The sequence below is a fragment of the Hyella patelloides LEGE 07179 genome (assembly GCF_900659865.1).
Lineage (GTDB): Bacteria > Cyanobacteriota > Cyanobacteriia > Cyanobacteriales > Xenococcaceae > Hyella > Hyella patelloides.
The window spans coordinates 1-16,687 of sequence record NZ_LR213766.1 but is presented as its reverse complement, the minus strand read 5'-3'; the positions used below and the strand labels follow the sequence as shown (position 1 = coordinate 16,687).

Annotated in this window: 14 protein-coding genes and 1 pseudogene; 9 read left to right on the top strand and 6 right to left on the bottom strand. The window is 38.2% G+C overall.

Translation table 11 applies throughout. The features are described 5' to 3' along the window. Positions 1-361: 361 nt before the first annotated feature. Positions 362-1,345: an NmrA family NAD(P)-binding protein gene (locus H1P_RS00075; RefSeq protein ID WP_144862887.1), complete on the top strand. Its 984-nt coding sequence runs from the start codon at positions 362-364 to the stop codon at positions 1,343-1,345. Positions 1,346-1,457: 112 nt separating this feature from the next. On the opposite strand, the gene yddG is transcribed toward H1P_RS00075, so the two are convergent. The 4 genes from yddG to H1P_RS00055 form a co-directional block, all read right to left on the bottom strand. After that, positions 1,458-2,372, bottom strand: a complete 915-nt coding sequence (yddG, locus tag H1P_RS00070) for an aromatic amino acid exporter YddG (protein WP_222426878.1) — start codon at positions 2,370-2,372, stop codon at positions 1,458-1,460. A gap of 135 nt (positions 2,373-2,507) precedes the next feature. Next, the gene (locus tag H1P_RS00065) at positions 2,508-3,239 is read right to left on the bottom strand and encodes an AraC family transcriptional regulator (protein WP_144862883.1); all 732 of its coding nucleotides are present in this window, start codon (positions 3,237-3,239) and stop codon (positions 2,508-2,510) included. Positions 3,240-3,257: 18 nt separating this feature from the next. Beyond that, positions 3,258-4,475, bottom strand: a complete 1,218-nt coding sequence (locus tag H1P_RS00060) for a DUF790 family protein (protein WP_144862881.1) — start codon at positions 4,473-4,475, stop codon at positions 3,258-3,260. Positions 4,476-4,699: 224 nt separating this feature from the next. Then, entirely contained in the window at positions 4,700-5,725 is a 1,026-nt protein-coding gene (locus H1P_RS00055) for a hypothetical protein (RefSeq protein ID WP_144862879.1), read from the bottom strand. A gap of 249 nt (positions 5,726-5,974) precedes the next feature. On the opposite strand from H1P_RS00055, the gene H1P_RS00050 reads away from it, so the two are divergent. From H1P_RS00050 to H1P_RS00040, 3 genes are all read left to right on the top strand, one after another. Further along, positions 5,975-6,832: a tetratricopeptide repeat protein gene (locus H1P_RS00050; RefSeq protein WP_144862877.1), complete on the top strand. Its 858-nt coding sequence runs from the start codon at positions 5,975-5,977 to the stop codon at positions 6,830-6,832. A gap of 379 nt (positions 6,833-7,211) precedes the next feature. Further along, on the top strand, positions 7,212-8,834 hold the full coding sequence (gene prfC, locus H1P_RS00045) for a peptide chain release factor 3 (protein WP_144862875.1): 1,623 nt from the start codon (positions 7,212-7,214) through the stop codon (positions 8,832-8,834). Positions 8,835-8,927: 93 nt separating this feature from the next. Further along, positions 8,928-10,169 (top strand): FAD-dependent hydroxylase, encoded by a 1,242-nt coding sequence (locus H1P_RS00040; protein ID WP_144862873.1) that lies wholly within the window; start codon positions 8,928-8,930, stop codon positions 10,167-10,169. Positions 10,170-10,385: 216 nt separating this feature from the next. Here H1P_RS00040 and H1P_RS00035 read toward each other — a convergent pair whose 3' ends face one another. Both H1P_RS00035 and H1P_RS00030 read right to left on the bottom strand, forming a co-directional pair. Beyond that, complete coding sequence (locus H1P_RS00035) at positions 10,386-11,183, bottom strand: FkbM family methyltransferase (protein ID WP_222426877.1); 798 nt, start codon at positions 11,181-11,183, stop codon at positions 10,386-10,388. Further along, entirely contained in the window at positions 11,184-12,011 is an 828-nt protein-coding gene (locus tag H1P_RS00030; protein WP_144862871.1) for an FkbM family methyltransferase, read from the bottom strand. 425 nt (positions 12,012-12,436) lie between these two features. Between H1P_RS00030 and H1P_RS00025 the strand changes: the two genes are divergently transcribed. The 5 genes and pseudogenes from H1P_RS00025 to H1P_RS00005 form a co-directional block, all read left to right on the top strand. Beyond that, on the top strand, positions 12,437-12,709 hold the full coding sequence (locus tag H1P_RS00025) for a transposase family protein (protein ID WP_144862869.1): 273 nt from the start codon (positions 12,437-12,439) through the stop codon (positions 12,707-12,709). A gap of 114 nt (positions 12,710-12,823) precedes the next feature. After that, positions 12,824-13,969: a glutamate--cysteine ligase gene (gene gshA / locus H1P_RS00020; protein ID WP_144862867.1), complete on the top strand. Its 1,146-nt coding sequence runs from the start codon at positions 12,824-12,826 to the stop codon at positions 13,967-13,969. A 68-nt stretch (positions 13,970-14,037) separates the two neighbouring features. Beyond that, entirely contained in the window at positions 14,038-14,511 is a 474-nt protein-coding gene (locus H1P_RS00015) for a tRNA (cytidine(34)-2'-O)-methyltransferase (protein WP_144862865.1), read from the top strand. Positions 14,512-15,973: 1,462 nt separating this feature from the next. After that, positions 15,974-16,411: pseudogene (locus H1P_RS39755) on the top strand (M23 family metallopeptidase); the annotation flags it as partial. A 107-nt stretch (positions 16,412-16,518) separates the two neighbouring features. Continuing rightward, a partial coding sequence (locus H1P_RS00005; protein WP_144862861.1) for a MerR family transcriptional regulator occupies positions 16,519-16,687 on the top strand: 169 nt, incomplete at its 3' end.

The window sequence follows — 16,687 nt, the reverse complement described above, 5'->3', positions numbered from 1 at the left end:
GTAGTTTTGATTAGTACCTTTATTGGTTTCCAGAGCCAGTGACTTAATCCTGCTAAGCGAAGTATTTTTAGCTGTTCCGTAGCAGTCACCGTTACTCCGCCTTAAAAGCGACGAGACCCCGCTCCGCCTCTCTTCGACGGAATCAGCCCCGAACCGAATGCTCGTCAAGACACGACGGAGACGGCATGTGACCGTTGGTCATTATTCAATTTCAATTTCTGTTTCTTGCATACTTCGGAAGTAACAATTTTCAATAATATTATCTAGATAAGTAAACTTACTGATAAATCCGCCTTAACGAAACACCAGTTTTTGATAGAATCTTAAAAGAACGTTACAAAATATTAACTAAAATTGCTATATGAAACTATTAGTAGTTGGTGCGACTGGTACTTTGGGGAGACAAGTAGTCCGCCATGCTTTAGATAAAGGCTATGAAGTACGCTGCTTAACACGCAGTCTCAGTAGAGCATCTTTTTTAAGTGAATGGGGCGCAGAAGTTGTTAAGGGTGATATCTGCAATCAAGAAACTATTGCACCTGCGCTAGATGGAGTGGATGCAGTGATTGATGCAGCAACTACAAGAATTACTGATACTTTGAGCATTAAAACTGTAGATTGGTCAGGAAAAGTTAATCTAATTCAAGCAGTACAAAATTCTGATGTTGACAGATACATTTTTTTCTCTATTCTGAATGCAGAAAAATACCCTGATGTTCCTTTAATGGAAATCAAACACTGCACAGAGCTTTTCTTAAAAGAATCTGGCTTAAATTACACAATTTTACAGCTTGCTGGCTTCATGCAGGGTTTAATCGCTCAGTATGCTGTTCCCATCTTGGATAATGATGTAGTTTGGGTGAGTGGGGAAAACACTCCCATTGCTTACATAAATACCCAGGATATTGCTAAGTTTGCTATACGTGCTTTGGAAGTACCTGAAACAGAAAAACAAACCTTCCCTGTAGTTGGTACAAGAGCTTGGGGGGCTTATGAGATTATCAACCTTTGCGAGCGATTATCTGGTAAGGATGCCAAAATTTCCACGGTTTCTTTAGCTGTATTGCGTTTGATGCGTCGAGTAACTCGCTTTTTTGCTTGGGGACAAAATACCGCAGATCGTTTAACTTTTGCTGAAGTTCTAGCTAGTGGTAAGCCTCTGGATGCCAATATGGACGAAACGTATGAAACTTTTGGTATCGATCGCCAAGAGATTACTACTATGGAAGAATATATGGATGAGTATTTCACCCGCATCATGAAGAAGCTCAAAGAAATTGATTACCAGAAAAATAAAAATAAGAAGAAGAAAAAACCCACTGTTCCTTACAAGAATCAGTTTTAGTTAATTTTAGGGTGAGCATCAAGAGATGCTCATCTTATACTTTAATTTGTATTATCTCCGATAATGCGATCGCGCACGCGCCTCGCCAACGGCGAGATCGCTTGTTTCGGATTTATTTTTTGCGAGGGCGATCGAGAATATTGCTCTCTGTACCTTTTTTCAAGAAATCTCCTGCTGCGAGAATAGCACCGCCAACGATCAGCAAACAGGCGACTCCCAGCTTCCAACTAGCTTCAGAAAATCCAAAGGCAATTAGCAATAGAGTAGATAACAGGGGTGCTGCATAGGAAAGAGAACCCAAAGCTTTAATATTGCCATTTTTAACCCCATAATCCCAGGTAAAAAACGCCAATCCCACTGGTGCTAGTCCCAGGCAAACGATAGCAAGCCACTCTTTTCCTACAGGAATAACAGTCGGTTCAAACAGCCAATGACAAAGCCAGGCTAAAATTGCCGTAACAACGCAAAATCCAGCAACCGCATCTGTAGATACAAAACCAAAACATCTAGACAAAACCGAGTAACTAGACCAGGTTAAGGCACAAATTAGTGCGGTTAAATATCCTAAGCTATACTGAGCCTCAAATGTTACAGAACTTCCTGCCGTTACTAACAATCCAGCCCCTAAAAATCCAGAAATTGCACCGACAATATGAAACCATCGCAGTTTTTCATTGGGTAATAAAGCTGAAAATAGCACGATAAATAAGGGCCATAAATAGGCAATTAGGCTGGCTTCAACCGCAGGAGCATTTTTAAGGGCAATAAAGTAAAAGCAGTGATAGCCAAAAAGACCAAAAATCCCTAAACCCCATACTTTTTTGGGTAGCTTTAAGGCACAAAGAAAATTATTACCTTTTTTAATCCATAGTGCTAACCCAATCGAAGAAGCAACGGTAAAAGACATTGCCATAAGTTGAAAAGGGGGAACAGAACCGCTTAATTTTGTTAGCAGTGCTAAAGTTGCCCACATCAAGACGGCGGTAAAACCGATTAGTGTTGCTCTAAATCTAGTTTTGTAACTCACATTTTCACCTTTATCGCCTTTAAGAACTTTAATGAGGATGAACATCAAAATTATGGAAATATTTCATCTCTATTTATCTTTGAGATATCAAGATTCTAAAGTGAGGCTCAAGGATTGTGCTTAACGAAATTGTTGCTATTTCTTTGCCAAATTTCGGCTTTGCTGACGATAAATACGTGGTGTTACTTTTTCATGTTGTTGAAACAGACGAGTTAATGAAGCATGGTGTTCGTAACCAACTTGTTGAGCTATTCGGAGAATTGAAAAGTCTGTGTGAGCCAATAATTCTTTTGCCCTTTGCAAGCGAAGAGATTGAATATAAGCTTTAGGTGTCATTCCAGTGTTTTTTTTAAACCATTGGCAATAATAAGTTGGGTTGTATCCTTCCAAATTGGCTAACTTTTGCAGAGAAATTGATTCCTGAAAATTAGCGTTAATGTACTGAATAGATTGGGGAGTATAATTTTTTTGTAAAATACTGTAGGCGTAACGAAACAGATTAGTTAAGTTGTGACTATCTGCTGAAACATAGCCGATCTCTGACAACATTAATAAACGAATTGCTTGCCATCGTTCATCAAATACAATGCTTAAGCCTCCGCAAAGTTTTTCGGTTTCTTTTACCAACATAAAATTAGGAATATCAAGTACTAGGAACTCGTTCTGAGAATTGGCATAAAAAGTATGTTGACATTGAGGAGGAAGGAAAAAAAGCCGAGTTTCTCCTAGTTCAAGCTGATAAGATGCGGTTTTAATAAAGAGCGAGCCTTGAAGGGGCAAAATAAGTTGAGCAAAGGAATGATCGTGGGTATTAGCGAGATTGCTATAGGTTCTGCGCTCTCCTAAAATATTTTTGATATTATTCATACAACTACTAATCTTTGTCTAATCTAAAATTTCTAAAACAGCTTTCGCTTGCAGCTTATTTTTAAACCAAATTACTCTATTAGGTAGCTCAGTAAAATTAACTCCAGCCTTTTCTAAATTAAGTCTTTCTGAAACAGCCAAAATCAAATTAGTAGAGTCTGAATTGCGGACTTGATAAAACTTTTTCTTTAAGTATTCTGGTCGCCAATAACCGACAATTTCGAGTAGAAAATCTCGTCCATCAGGATGTACTAAACGAAAATCGGGAATCATGACACTACCAGGAAGAGGTACTAAATCCACTTCTCTTTCTAATCGCCATTCTGTTTTAGCTCTTGCCCAACTCTTGGCAAAAGATTGTTCTAACATACTGTCGTAAGGCTTTCCTGGGGGATAGTGGCTTACTAAATTACAGCGATCGCTTTCTAGAGTAAATCTTCCTGATTTAACACTACCTGTATAAGGGTCTTTTTGTTGTAATTTGGCTTGCAAACTCCACTTGGTTACATGAAGCAACGCAGGTATCATTTTGGCTAAAGATAAGCCGTAACGAGTACTAGCTTTAAACAAGCTGGTAGGACCATCTATAGTAATAGTAAAACCTGTATCGGAATCTCCTTCAATATATGCCATTAATTGAAATAATTTAAGATAGCGAAACAGTAATTTATATTCCCCTGGATCGTTGCGATGAGCATTAATAATTATGCTGCTAGCACGATAGAAAATACCCTGTACTTGCGACAGATTATAACGATGAATCAAACTATCAGGAATTGGCGCATCAAATTCTATTAAAATACGATTTTCTTGTAAGTCTGCATACAAACCTTTTTCGATTTCTTCAAGGGATACAGTACGCTTTAATTCTGCACCCAAACTTTGAGAAACGGCTTCTAAAGTATCACTACGACAATCAGGAATAGTTTTAGTTTTAGCTGCTTCTGCAAATACTTTTTGTCTTAAAATTTGTGGTTCAAGGGGGCTAACAATTTCAAAGGTAGAAAAACTACTTTTTAAAATATGAGCAAAACCTCGCTTAACCCGATAATCAGGGCTATCTCCCTCCATTTCTAGTAACTTTTGGTCTAACTCTCCCTGAGTTTTACCCTTATATTCCTGAAAACATTCAACGCGATCGCTTGCTATGCCGATAATTCTATCATCAATGGCTAATTTCTTGGGAACAACAGTTTCCCCATTTTGGCGATAAATTAAAAGGTCAGAAGGAAGCATTTTTTCAGTTATTAGTTATTAGCGATCGGTTAACAAGACAAAAGCGATCGCCTTAAGGTTTGTCATAATTATATTGATAAATAATAATTCTCATTTTATCTAACTTTGTCTTAATTTTTTTGATGCATTTCAATTCATGAAAAGTTAGCTTACATTTAATTATAAATATTTTATTTTGGTTTACTAAGGCAAATTTTATGTTACTTACAGAAAACTCTCTATAACTATGACATTTTATTTTTCATCAAATATTCTTGTTTTATTTTCTCAAGAGACTCTAAATCTTTTTCCCATTCTCTAATATGTTCTACATTTACAGAATCATTTTGATCGTGTTTACTATTAATTCCTCTTATTAGCGGATCGCTAAATATTTTTAGCAAATTGTTAATAGCTTCTTCTCTTGATACTAATAAATCATTGTTTTCCCTTTTTGTTAATTTTAAATGTCCTGCATAGCCTTTATATTGCCATTTTATTTGCCAATCCAACCAATAGCGATGAAGTTCATAAAATAGACAGTTATTAGATAAAGGATATCCCCAAAATACATGAATAGTTCTATCTATTTCATCGATATAAAGACATTTATTGATATAAACATAATTATTAACATGAGTACTATCGTCAAAATATATTTCACGAGGTAATGGAGAAGTTTCTTTATTTTGAAGAATTAAAAAGATATCTTTTCCTAGTCTTAAAGTGTCATCAATAAAGTTTACAGTAGTGTAATCTAAAAACTCTCCCTTTAAGTTTCTATGGGTAATAATTGTACCAAGTTCATTATAATAATTTTCACCTTTTAACCACCGATCGAGCCTGTTTTTTCTTCTTTCTTCACTACTTAGTTCTTCAGTGGAAAGTTGAAAAGGTTTACAGACAGACGATCTTGGTTTGCCAAGATATTCCGCCATACTTAACATTCCCCATTTAGCCCAGCGCACATCCCAACCAACCCATCGAGTAGTTTTCATTAAATCTAGTAAATAGGGGATTAGAGGAGTCTCAGACATTAAATAATCAGAACCCCAAAACAGGAGAACTTGGGCATCATAATCTAAAATTACTCCTGCTTCTCCCCAAACTTCATCCATGATGCTAATGACATCACTTCCCCAATCAATCATATTCATGGCACTATCTAAACCATGTAGCAAAGAAGATACTACATCTCCACCTGCATAGCGATCGACTAAAAACCGATCTTTGCCATTTTCCCGAATAACAAAACTTGCGCGACGACCCATATCATCTCAATATTCTTTTAACATTAGTAAAACCAATAATTTGAGTAATTATCTAGTGGTTATCTTTGTAACTTAACATCTTAATTAACTTAAATAATTCAACTCTGCGACTAATATCTGTTGAGACTTTTTCCAATTCTAAAAATCTTTTGTCAGGATTTAAAGAAAAAACTCTATACTGATAATAAATTTTTAATTAACTTGCGGGATAATAAAAGATAGAAACAACAGGAATAACAGGAAACCCTGATGTATAACACTTTAGAATGCAGACCCGACAGCTATCAAGGATGGTATGAGCAAGGAAATAGTTTCCGAAAAGAACATCGCTACGAAGAAGCTCTCGCAAGCTATAACAAAGCTATAGAGTATCATCCTCGTGACTATTGGGCATGGTATCGCAAAGCAGGGGTTCTAGAAATTTTAGGACGTTATAGGGAAGCAGTAGACCATTATCAGCAAGCTGCAACTATGAAACCCGAAAATTATTGGGCATGGTACGAGCAGGGCTGTATTTACCTAGATGAATTAGCACAGTATGAAAATGCGATCGCTTGTTTTACTCAGGCTTTGGCTAAAGAACCTAATGATTACTGGGTGACATACCGTCTCGGAGAGGCTTATCGTTATCATAGAGAATACGAGTTAGCTATTAATTATTACGAACAAGCTATCGAATTACGTCCCGATGATTTTTGGGCTTATTACCGTAAAGCAGAAACCTTACAAAACTGGGAAAAATGGAATTTAGCCCTAGATAGCTACGATAAAGCTATAGAATTACGTCCTCAAGATTTTTGGACTTACTATCAAAAAGGATTGATTTTAGAACAATTAGCTAACTACCAAACAGCTATTGATTGTTATCAAATTGCTTTAGAAATTGACTCGGAACAAGAAGTTTTGCTGTATCGTTTGGGCTGTTGTTATGCTCAACTTAATAAGCCTAATTGGGCAATTACTTATTTAGAAAAAGCCATTAATCATTATCCCTCAAAGTATTTAGCTTTAGCTACTCAAGAGCAAGTTTGGCAGGAATATCAACAAAAACCAGGCTTCCAAGCATTAATTACTAAAAAGAAACAACAGTACAGGGTTAGTGGGTAAGGGCAATTCGCCCTAAAGGACTAGCTTCGCGTCGTGAATCGCCCTTACAATATTTGATTGTTTGTTAGTAGCTGTTTGTCGAGCGTTTTGATGAACTGAGATGGGTTTTGATTTACTGGGTTCGTGTGCTGGTAGTTAGTGGCTCGTTGTTGCTGGTTGCTGGCAATTAGTTATTGGTGGCTAATTCTCATCTATTACCTCCTCATCCCTCATCCTTCATCCTTCATCCCTCATCTTTTATCCTTCATCCTTTATGCGAAGCGGTATCCGTGATAGGCATCCTTCATCCTTCATCCTTCATCCTTCATCCTTCATCCCTCATCTTTTATCCTTATATGTTCGATATAATAAGGCAGACACTACTCCTTAGTACCCTTGCATGAGCGCAGAAATCCTGATTGAATTAGAAAACGCTGTTGAAAGTCGCCGTAACTTTGCTATCATTTCTCACCCTGACGCGGGTAAAACAACCCTGACAGAAAAGCTATTGCTATATGGGGGTGCAATTCATGAAGCGGGTTCAGTAAAGGCGAGAAGAGCGCAACGTAAAGCTACTTCAGATTGGATGGAAATGGAGCAGCAAAGGGGTATTTCGATCACCTCTACAGTATTGCAGTTCAGTTACGATGATTTCCAGATTAACCTGTTAGATACCCCTGGACACCAAGACTTTAGTGAAGATACTTATCGCACTTTAGCAGCAGCCGATAATGCTGTCATGTTAATCGATGCAGCAAAAGGTTTAGAGCCTCAAACGCGTAAATTGTTTGAAGTTTGTCAGATGCGATCGCTGCCCATCTTTACATTTATTAATAAATTAGATCGTCCTGGAAGAGAAGCTTTAGAGTTATTGGACGAGATCGAGCAAGAGCTAGGGATGAAAACCTATGCGGTAAATTGGCCTGTTGGTATGGGCGATCGCTTTCAAGGGGTATTCGACCGAGTTAAAAAACAGATACATTTGTTTGAAAGACGCGCTCACGGAAGTAAAACAGCCCAAGACACAGTAATTGATTTAGGCGACTCCAGAATTGAAGAATTTCTCGACCAGGAGCTTTATTATCAGCTAAAAGAAGAATTAGAGATTTTAGACGAGATAGCCGAAGATTTCGATCTCGAACAAATTCATGCAGGAAAAATGACTCCTGTATTCTTTGGTAGTGCCATGACTAACTTTGGGGTAGAGTTGTTCTTAAAGTCCTTTTTAGACTATGCTCTCAAACCAGAAGGGCGTAACTCATCAGAAGGAGAAATCGAGCCTACTTATCCTGAATTTACAGGGTTTGTCTTTAAGTTACAGGCAAACATGGATCCCAAACATAGAGACAGAGTAGCATTTGTCAGGGTGTGTACTGGTAAGTTTGAAAAAGACATGACTGTCAAACACGCCCGTACAGGAAAAACTGTCAGGTTGTCTCGCCCTCAGAAACTATTTGCTCAAGGTAGAGAATCTTTAGATGTAGCATATCCAGGGGATGTTATAGGTTTAAATAATCCTGGGGTGTTTGCGATCGGCGATACTATTTACAATGGCAAAAAGATTGAGTATGAAGGGATACCTTGCTTTTCTCCTGAAATTTTTTCCTATCTGAAAAATCCCAACCCTTCTAAATTCAAACAATTCCAAAAAGGTATCACCGAATTACAAGAAGAAGGTGCAGTACAAATTATGTACTCTGCTGATGAGTTTAAACGCGAGCCTATCTTAGCAGCAGTGGGACAACTCCAGTTTGAAGTAGTGCAGTTTCGTTTGAAAAATGAATATAACGTAGAAACCAACTTAGAGCCTTTGCCCTATAGCGTTGCTCGTTGGATAGGCGGTGGTTGGGAAGCTCTCGAAAAAGCAGGACGAATTTTTAACACGATGACAGTTAAAGATAGCTGGAATAGACCAGTACTACTGATTAAAAATCAATGGAACGTAGCACAAATTGTCGGCGATTATCCCGATCTTAATTTAAAATCCACTGCACCTGTGGGTTCAGGAATTCAGCCCGATTAAATCATCGTTCATCCAACCAACCACAAATAAAACAACTTTACTGTTTTTGCCGATCGCGTCACAATATATATAAAGAGAAACAAATTTTCAAAAATGGCGTTAGAACAACAAAACCGTATTGTCGAAACTACTAAAAACAGCGTAGATTGTGATATCGTAATTGTCGGCGGGGGCATTGTTGGTACGACTCTCGCATCTGCTTTAAAAGATTCTGGACTAAAAATCACCATAGTTGAAGCAAAACCGTTGGAGGTGGCAGCAGCTAGAAGGCAAGCTTATGCTTTCTCGATTCTTTCGAGTCGTATTTATGAAGGTATTGGGGTTTGGCAACAGATATTACCCCACATCGGCAAATTTAAAAATATTCGTCTTTCTGATGCTGAGTTTCCTCAAGTAGTTACCTTTGAGGAACAAGATTTAAACACCGACTATCTTGGTTATGTGGCACAACATAATGTGGTTTTAACTGCTCTACAGCAACACATAACAAACTGCTCTAATATAAATTGGGTATGTCCCGCAGAAGTAACCAACGTTACCAACCATAGTAACTTTAGTACCGTAACTGTAAAAACCGCAGATGGCGATCGCAGTATTAGTGCCAAATTAGTGATTGGGGCTGATGGAGCTAGATCGCAAATTCGTAATTTGGCGAACATTACCACCCGTGGCTGGAAGTATTGGCAATCTTGTGTTGCTTTTACCATTAAACATACAGCACCGCAAAATGATACGGCTTTTGAAAGATTCTGGGCTACAGGTCCTATGGGTATTTTGCCTTTACCAGGGAATCGTTGTCAGATTGTTTGGACAAATCCCCACAAAAGAGCTAAAGACTTACAGAATTTAACTGAAGCAGAATTTTTACAGGAATTAGAACACTATACAGGCGGTTTATTGGGTGATTTAGAATTAGTCAGCGATCGCCTTATTTTTCCCGTACAATTAATGCAATGCGATCGCTATACCCAATCTAGGTTAGCATTAATTGGAGATGCAGCCCACTGTTGTCATCCTGTAGGTGGTCAAGGTTTAAATTTAGGTATTAGAGATGCTGCTACTTTGGCACAGATTTTAACAGAAGCTTTAAAACGCAAGGAGGATATTGGCTCGTTATCTGTACTTCAGCGTTATGAAAAATGGCGTAAACAAGAAAACTTAGCTATTTTGGGCTTTACTGATTTCTTAGATCGTTTCTTCTCTAATAATTGGCTACCAATTGTTGCTGTTCGCCGTTTGGGTTTATGGCTTATGGCACATATTAAACCTTTGAAAATGTTTGCTTTACGACTAATGACTGGCTTGAAAGGTAAAACTCCTGAGATAGCTCTTTAATTATGAGTAGGAAAGGTTGGGTAAGTTAGGTAGAAACTTCGTTTTTTTCTAACTTAAAACAGCAATTTTTGCTTTATGGGAATTTCTTGGCTCTTGGAATTGAACCTGTTTGATAATTTTTCTCCTTCTTTTCTTACCAAGCCCAACGGGGCTGAAGTAACTCGTCATTAAGTATTGAGTAATAAGTACTTTTTTATTTCCCGACAATTCTATGGACTAGGCACTAGTCCTTTTCTTCACATAAAAAGCATCTCCCCACGATGGATGAAATGGTGTTGTTGTTGCCACACGCTTAAAGCCTTTACTTGTCAAAAATTCGTCAATCTGGTCAATTATTGCACATCCCTCATACAGTTCTTGATAATTGACTTCCGTATTGATTGCTTCAATATGCTTTAAAGTATTTATTGCTCCCTGAAAAGCCATAAGTTCAGCACCTTGAATGTCAATATTTATAATATTAAAATCCGATGGATCTAGTTGCTGTTCTTGTAGTAGCCTATCCAGTGTCCTCGACTGAACTTTTACTTGATGGGACTCTGCAATAAATGGGTAAATTCGTTTGACTTCTTTCAACGGCAATACAGAACTACTCTGATCGTATGAAGTCACATGTAAAGTTGTTTCTCCATCTAAGTTGTTGATGGCGCAATTTACTGCTTTAACATTAGAAATACCTCTGATAGTTTCTTTCAATCTCTCAAATACAACTGGATTAGCTTCAATAAACAAAATGTTTTGAAACCCCATCTTTCGATATAAGCTAATTTCTCGACCTTCATGAGCACCAATATGAATGACACCACGTGGTTTCAAAGAGTGTTTTTTACAAAGAGCTTCAAGATCGAGCATCAGATTGTCTTTTGTTTGTAGTCCTATCCAGGAGCGAACCTGCCTATTGACAATCTTCAAAAGAGTGAAGCAAAACAGGAGTGGGAATAATAATAACCTAGCCATCTCTTCTGAGCGATCTTTACTAATTCTTTTCTCTATCATGATTATTTTGACCGCCATCTAGTTAGAAACATTTGACAAAAGTGCTTTCACCAATCGGCTAAGCAAGCCATCGTAGTAGGAAGCACATATTTTACTAATTTCAGCTTCTTCATATCGAAAATGGCGACAGCAAATAATATTCCCATAAATGGAATTTGCCTGAAAAATCGTGTTCAGGTTGAGATCGGATGCTTGTAAGTCAAAGATTAGCTCCTTAGCATCGGGGGCAAAGTCAATTATCACACTAAAGCCATAACCCCAATCCTTTAAGACAGAGAGACATTCCTTTGTTGCACTAACAAATTGGGATGACCATCCTGCCTTACGACTCTGCCTATTAGCTCCGCCTCCATACTCAAACATGATGACCTTTGGCAGCAAGGAATCTGGTAATTCTGGTAACTGCTTAATAACTACAGATTCCCAGCCTTCAATGTCTAGTTTAAGGCAGGTGATTTTTGGGGCTGCAAGTCTATCTAACAAATTAGGTAATGTCATTGATTGGACTGGTTTAGTATTATTTGAAGCCCCAAACCAGTTAGGGTCTAAGGAGCTAAAGTTACGGTTTGAAAAGCCAGCGAATGTGCCAATATGTAATTTTTGGATATCATTAGTATCGGAAAGGCAACATTCAATTAAGTGGATTTGATGACTTTGGCAAACCTTACGTAATTTCTGGGAAGGGAGAGGCTCTACGGCAATGGTCTGAAATCCGAGACGAGCAAATCGCTCGCAATAGAAAGCAAAAGTCCCTACACCAACGTCTATACAAATTCCTGTTTTCTCTTTATCTATCGCTAGCAGAATTTGATCGAGCAAAGCTTGACAACAGGTTTCAACATGCATGGTTTAATTTCTCTGGAGATGTTATGGTTACTTGAATTCAGCACTAACTTGTACTATATTTGAATTGATATTTTTATCTCGAAATCCTCCGATCTAACCGCTTCTACGCAGAGTGCCAACCTAATATAGATAACAGACTTTGAATTACGCCTGAGATGCCTTTGATTTGGTAGCCCAGGTATCCTCACATTAATTCTAAGCAACTTAGATTTTAAACCTAAACAAGTAAAGTTTGAGACTGTATTTGACATTAATCCTGGTCGTAAGTCAATTAACCTTTTTAAATGCTTACAAAGTAAGCAACAAAGAAGCTGAGTCTACCTTACTCACTAAAGAAATCAAATTTGGCTCGATCGACGCCAGGGCAAACGCATACTCAAAAATTGAGAGATACTGACAAATAGATTCTAAACTAATTGTCAGCCATGAATTCTTCTAACAAACAATCAGCATCACTTCTAATACATTTTGAAAGCTTAGAAGATCCGAGAACCGAGTATCTAATTGAACATCGTTTACTAGATATCGTCGGTAGGACAATTTGTGCCGTAATCTGTGGTGCAGATAGTTGGGTTGAGATTGAAGAATACGGAAACAGTAATATTGGAATGGCTCAAAGAGTTTTTAGAATTATCCTTTGTCTTATAATGTATTTGCGATCGCAATTTCCAGTTGTGATTGTTATCAACCATTATTAAGACAAGACGCGGTTTAAAACTGCTATTCTCTAAGATATTGAATTATTTTTTCCTTCATAATTCATAATTTTTGACTGATTACTAATTACTGATTACTGTTAGCGAGGCATTATAGTGTTACTTTCCAAGGGATTTGAAGTAGAAATGTATACTGGCACGCCTCAAGGTGATGTCATCGGACTATCAGATAAAATTGTCAAGCAATTAGATGGTTGTTTTGTCCGCGAACCAGACAGTAGAAATGTAGAATATACCACTGCGCCCTATACCAGCTATGCCCGCCTGTTGTGCGCTCTACTTAAACCACGACAAAAATTAAGAACCTATATCCGCAGCTTGGGCAATTATACTATTCTTCCTGGTAGTACTTTATCCCTGGGAGATAGCAGCCGTTTCTTTCGTTCCGATCCCCAAAATCCTTATCATGAGTATATTGAGCAAACCTATGGTACAGATGTTGTAACTGCCAGCATTCATATTAATGTAGGTATTAGCGATCCAGAAAAATTAATCCAAGCCTGTCGTTTAATTCGCTTAGAAGCACCTCTTTATTTAGCTTTAAGTGCCTCTTCTCCCTTTTTAGATGGCAAGGCTACAGGCTATCATTCTACTCGCTGGCAGATGTTTCCGAAAACTCCCCGTAATGTACCTTTGTTTAGCTCTCACAAACATTTTATAGATTGGACAGAAGAACAATTAGCTATTGGCACTATGGAAAATGTTCGTCATTTGTGGTCATCTGTCAGACCTAATGGCGATCGCAGACCTTATAATCTCAACCGTTTAGAATTGCGTATTTGTGATTTGGTAGTCGATCCGATTGCATTACTGGCAATTACTGCTTTACTCGAAGGTAGAATTAACCAGATGTTGCAATACCCAAATCTCGATCCACTACAGCAGAGTAAATTTACTCCAGAGGAATTAGTAACTATGGCAGATAACAATGAAACTGCGGTAGCCCACAATAGCTTAGATGCCCAACTGCAACATTGGCAAGATGGACGCACCATTACAGCTAAAGATTGGATTGGTGAGATTTACGAACAGATTTACCCGACAGTTAAGCCAAAAGGGTATAGTTGTTTCCTCTCCCCAGTGAAAAAAATTCTGCGATCGGGTAACATGGCTCAACAGTGGCTACAACAATATCAACAAGGTACAGCTATTCCCGCTATCATCGAACAAGCAATTCAAGAAATGGCTCAACAAGAAAAAGACTTAGAATATAATCTTTGTCAGCCAATTTTAGTCGCCTAATTAAGGACTAATGGCAAATGGTTAGTCAAAAAATGATAACTGGTCACTGATAACTGATTACTGAAAAAATGCCCCGTGTCGTCTTAGTTCATCCCGAAATTCCTCCCAATACGGGAAATATTGCTCGTACCTGCGCTGCTACCAAAACAGAATTACACTTAGTAGCACCATTAGGTTTTGAAATCAGCGATCGCTATTTGAAAAGAGCAGGTTTAGATTATTGGCCCTACGTAGACTTACATTATCATCAAGACCTGGAATACTTTTGGCAACATTATCGCGAGCGAGACGGCAATTTAATCGGCTTTACAGTGCGGGGTAGCGGTGACTATCTTGACTACCAATATCAAGCTAATGATTGGTTATTGTTTGGCTGTGAAACCAAAGGTTTACCCCCAGAAGTTTTAGATGCTTGTCACTATCGAGCCTATATTGAAATCGCTCAACCTCAAGTACGCAGTCTTAATCTTTCGGTGAGTGTTTCTATTGCTTTATTTGAAGCCATTAGGCAAGCAAAAATAACATCAAGGATTAATAGTTAGCGATCGCATAATATTTACTAAAAACTAACTAGATAGACACACAATATACATATTTTTAAGTCTTAAATCAAAAAAAAGTAAAAAGTATTTGAAACTACTTGTCTAAATACAAATTTCAGGTTAACCTTTCGTACAAATACGAAACTTTATAAAGGAAGTTTCAAGACTTAACGCAAGTTAAATATTGTGCTTCTTCTTAAATTGGGTTTAAAGAAACAAATTTAAAACACTAAAATGCTTTCGTTATGACAACTAACTAGATATCTAGGTGGTTACCCAAAGACTATTAAAAAAGAGATCCATGGCTATGCAAGAACAAAAATCACCTGTAAGCTCCCAATTACCAAACCCACTCCTTTTAGCTGATAAAAAGGAGCAAGCTATATCTACCAGTAACCACAAAAAACGAAACTTCTTGAAGACATGGGGATTGGGTTTAATTGCTTCAATCTCATCTTTGGGAGCAACGGTATTTTTTCATCAGCCAGCACAAGCAAAAGCGACTATCTTTGACCACAAAGGTCGGGCTTTGATTGCAGAATTACCTTCTCTCGATACTCGCGCAATACAGAGTATGCAGAGCAATCAAAAATCGGGTTCAATTGGTGGTGCTAATGCTAATCAAGAAGAAGCTACACCGACAATCTTAATTAAATCCGACCTAGTTCGAGAAACTACTACTGAAGGGATACCCCAATTACCTTCTTTGAAACTAGCCAAAATTGAGACGCAAGAAACATTTCAAAAAATTCATACTGTTAGAGCAGGGGATACTATTACAGAAATTGCTCGTCAGTATGGCATCTCCAGCAATCAAATTATTGAAGCTAATCAATTAACTAACCCCAACTTTCTGAACATAAATTATCAGTTGGTAATTCCCAGTCTGGAGTTAGCACAAGAACATAATTATCAAAGAATTGAAGTATCTGGCGATCTCGCAAAGCGAGCCAGCGAAGCTGACCACGAAGTGCCTCGGCTCCGCCAAGATCGCAGGTTTTCTTTGAGTAACAACTTTGCCAATTCAAGCTCTAAAAAGCCAGCCTCTCTATCTTCTCTAGTAGAGAAAAAAGCAGAATCTGGTAGTAAAAAGCAAAATTTAGAGTCTATAGCCACAAACCCTGTAGAAAAAGCCGAACAAACATCTGATGGTAATATATCTCAAGACTCAGATCCTTACATCAGCAGGCTGAGACAAGATATTATTCAACTACGGACGAGATATCAAGATCAAAACGGCAGTAATAAAACGACAGCAGTGGTACAACCCACTGAGTCTAATGAACGAGCTGGCTCTAAAGTATCTTCCGAAACAAACGCCTCAGTACTGACAAATGTTTCAGAAGAGAATGAGCAAGTAAGCAACGATGCCCAACCACGAAATCCGTCTTTAGCTTCTGCACCTACTCCAGCAGAAAACTTTAATACAGTTATCAGCCCTTCGGGAAACAATAGTATTGCACCCGATTTACCTCCTTTGGATTCTCCAGAAGAACATTTCCCAGATAACCCTGTTTTTGATGGTTATATGTGGCCCGCTCAAGGCACTCTCACCTCTGGTTGGGGCTGGCGTTGGGGAAGAATGCACAAGGGAATTGATATTGCTGCACCTATTGGCACTCCTATCATGGCAGCAGCCCCAGGAGAGGTGATTTTTGCTGGTTGGAATTCTGGTGGTTATGGCAACCTAGTTAAACTAAGACATTCTGATGGTAGCGTTACTTTTTATGCTCATAACAATCGTATTTTAGTGAACAGTGGTCAAAGAGTTACACAAGGACAATTAATTGCTGAAATGGGTACTACTGGTCGTAGCACTGGTCCTCACCTCCATTTTGAAATTCGCCCCAATGGCTCAACAGCGACTAATCCTATGGCTCTGTTACCCCAGGCTAGATAACAGGTTGTTTTGCCTATCGATTGAGACAATTAAAGAGAGCTTTAGTCTAGTAGCAATTTTGCTAGACAAAGCTGTACAATCTTAGACATTATGTCTAGGAAAAGTTAATGCGACCAGGAGAATTTGCTAAAAGAGTAGGAGTTAGCGTAAAAACTCTTCATAGATGGGATGAAACGGGAAAATTACCAGCGAAGAGAACCCCATCAGGGCATCGATATTACCTAGAATCTGATTTAGCTATTGCTCTAGGACTAGAAGTATCAAAACCCAAAAGAA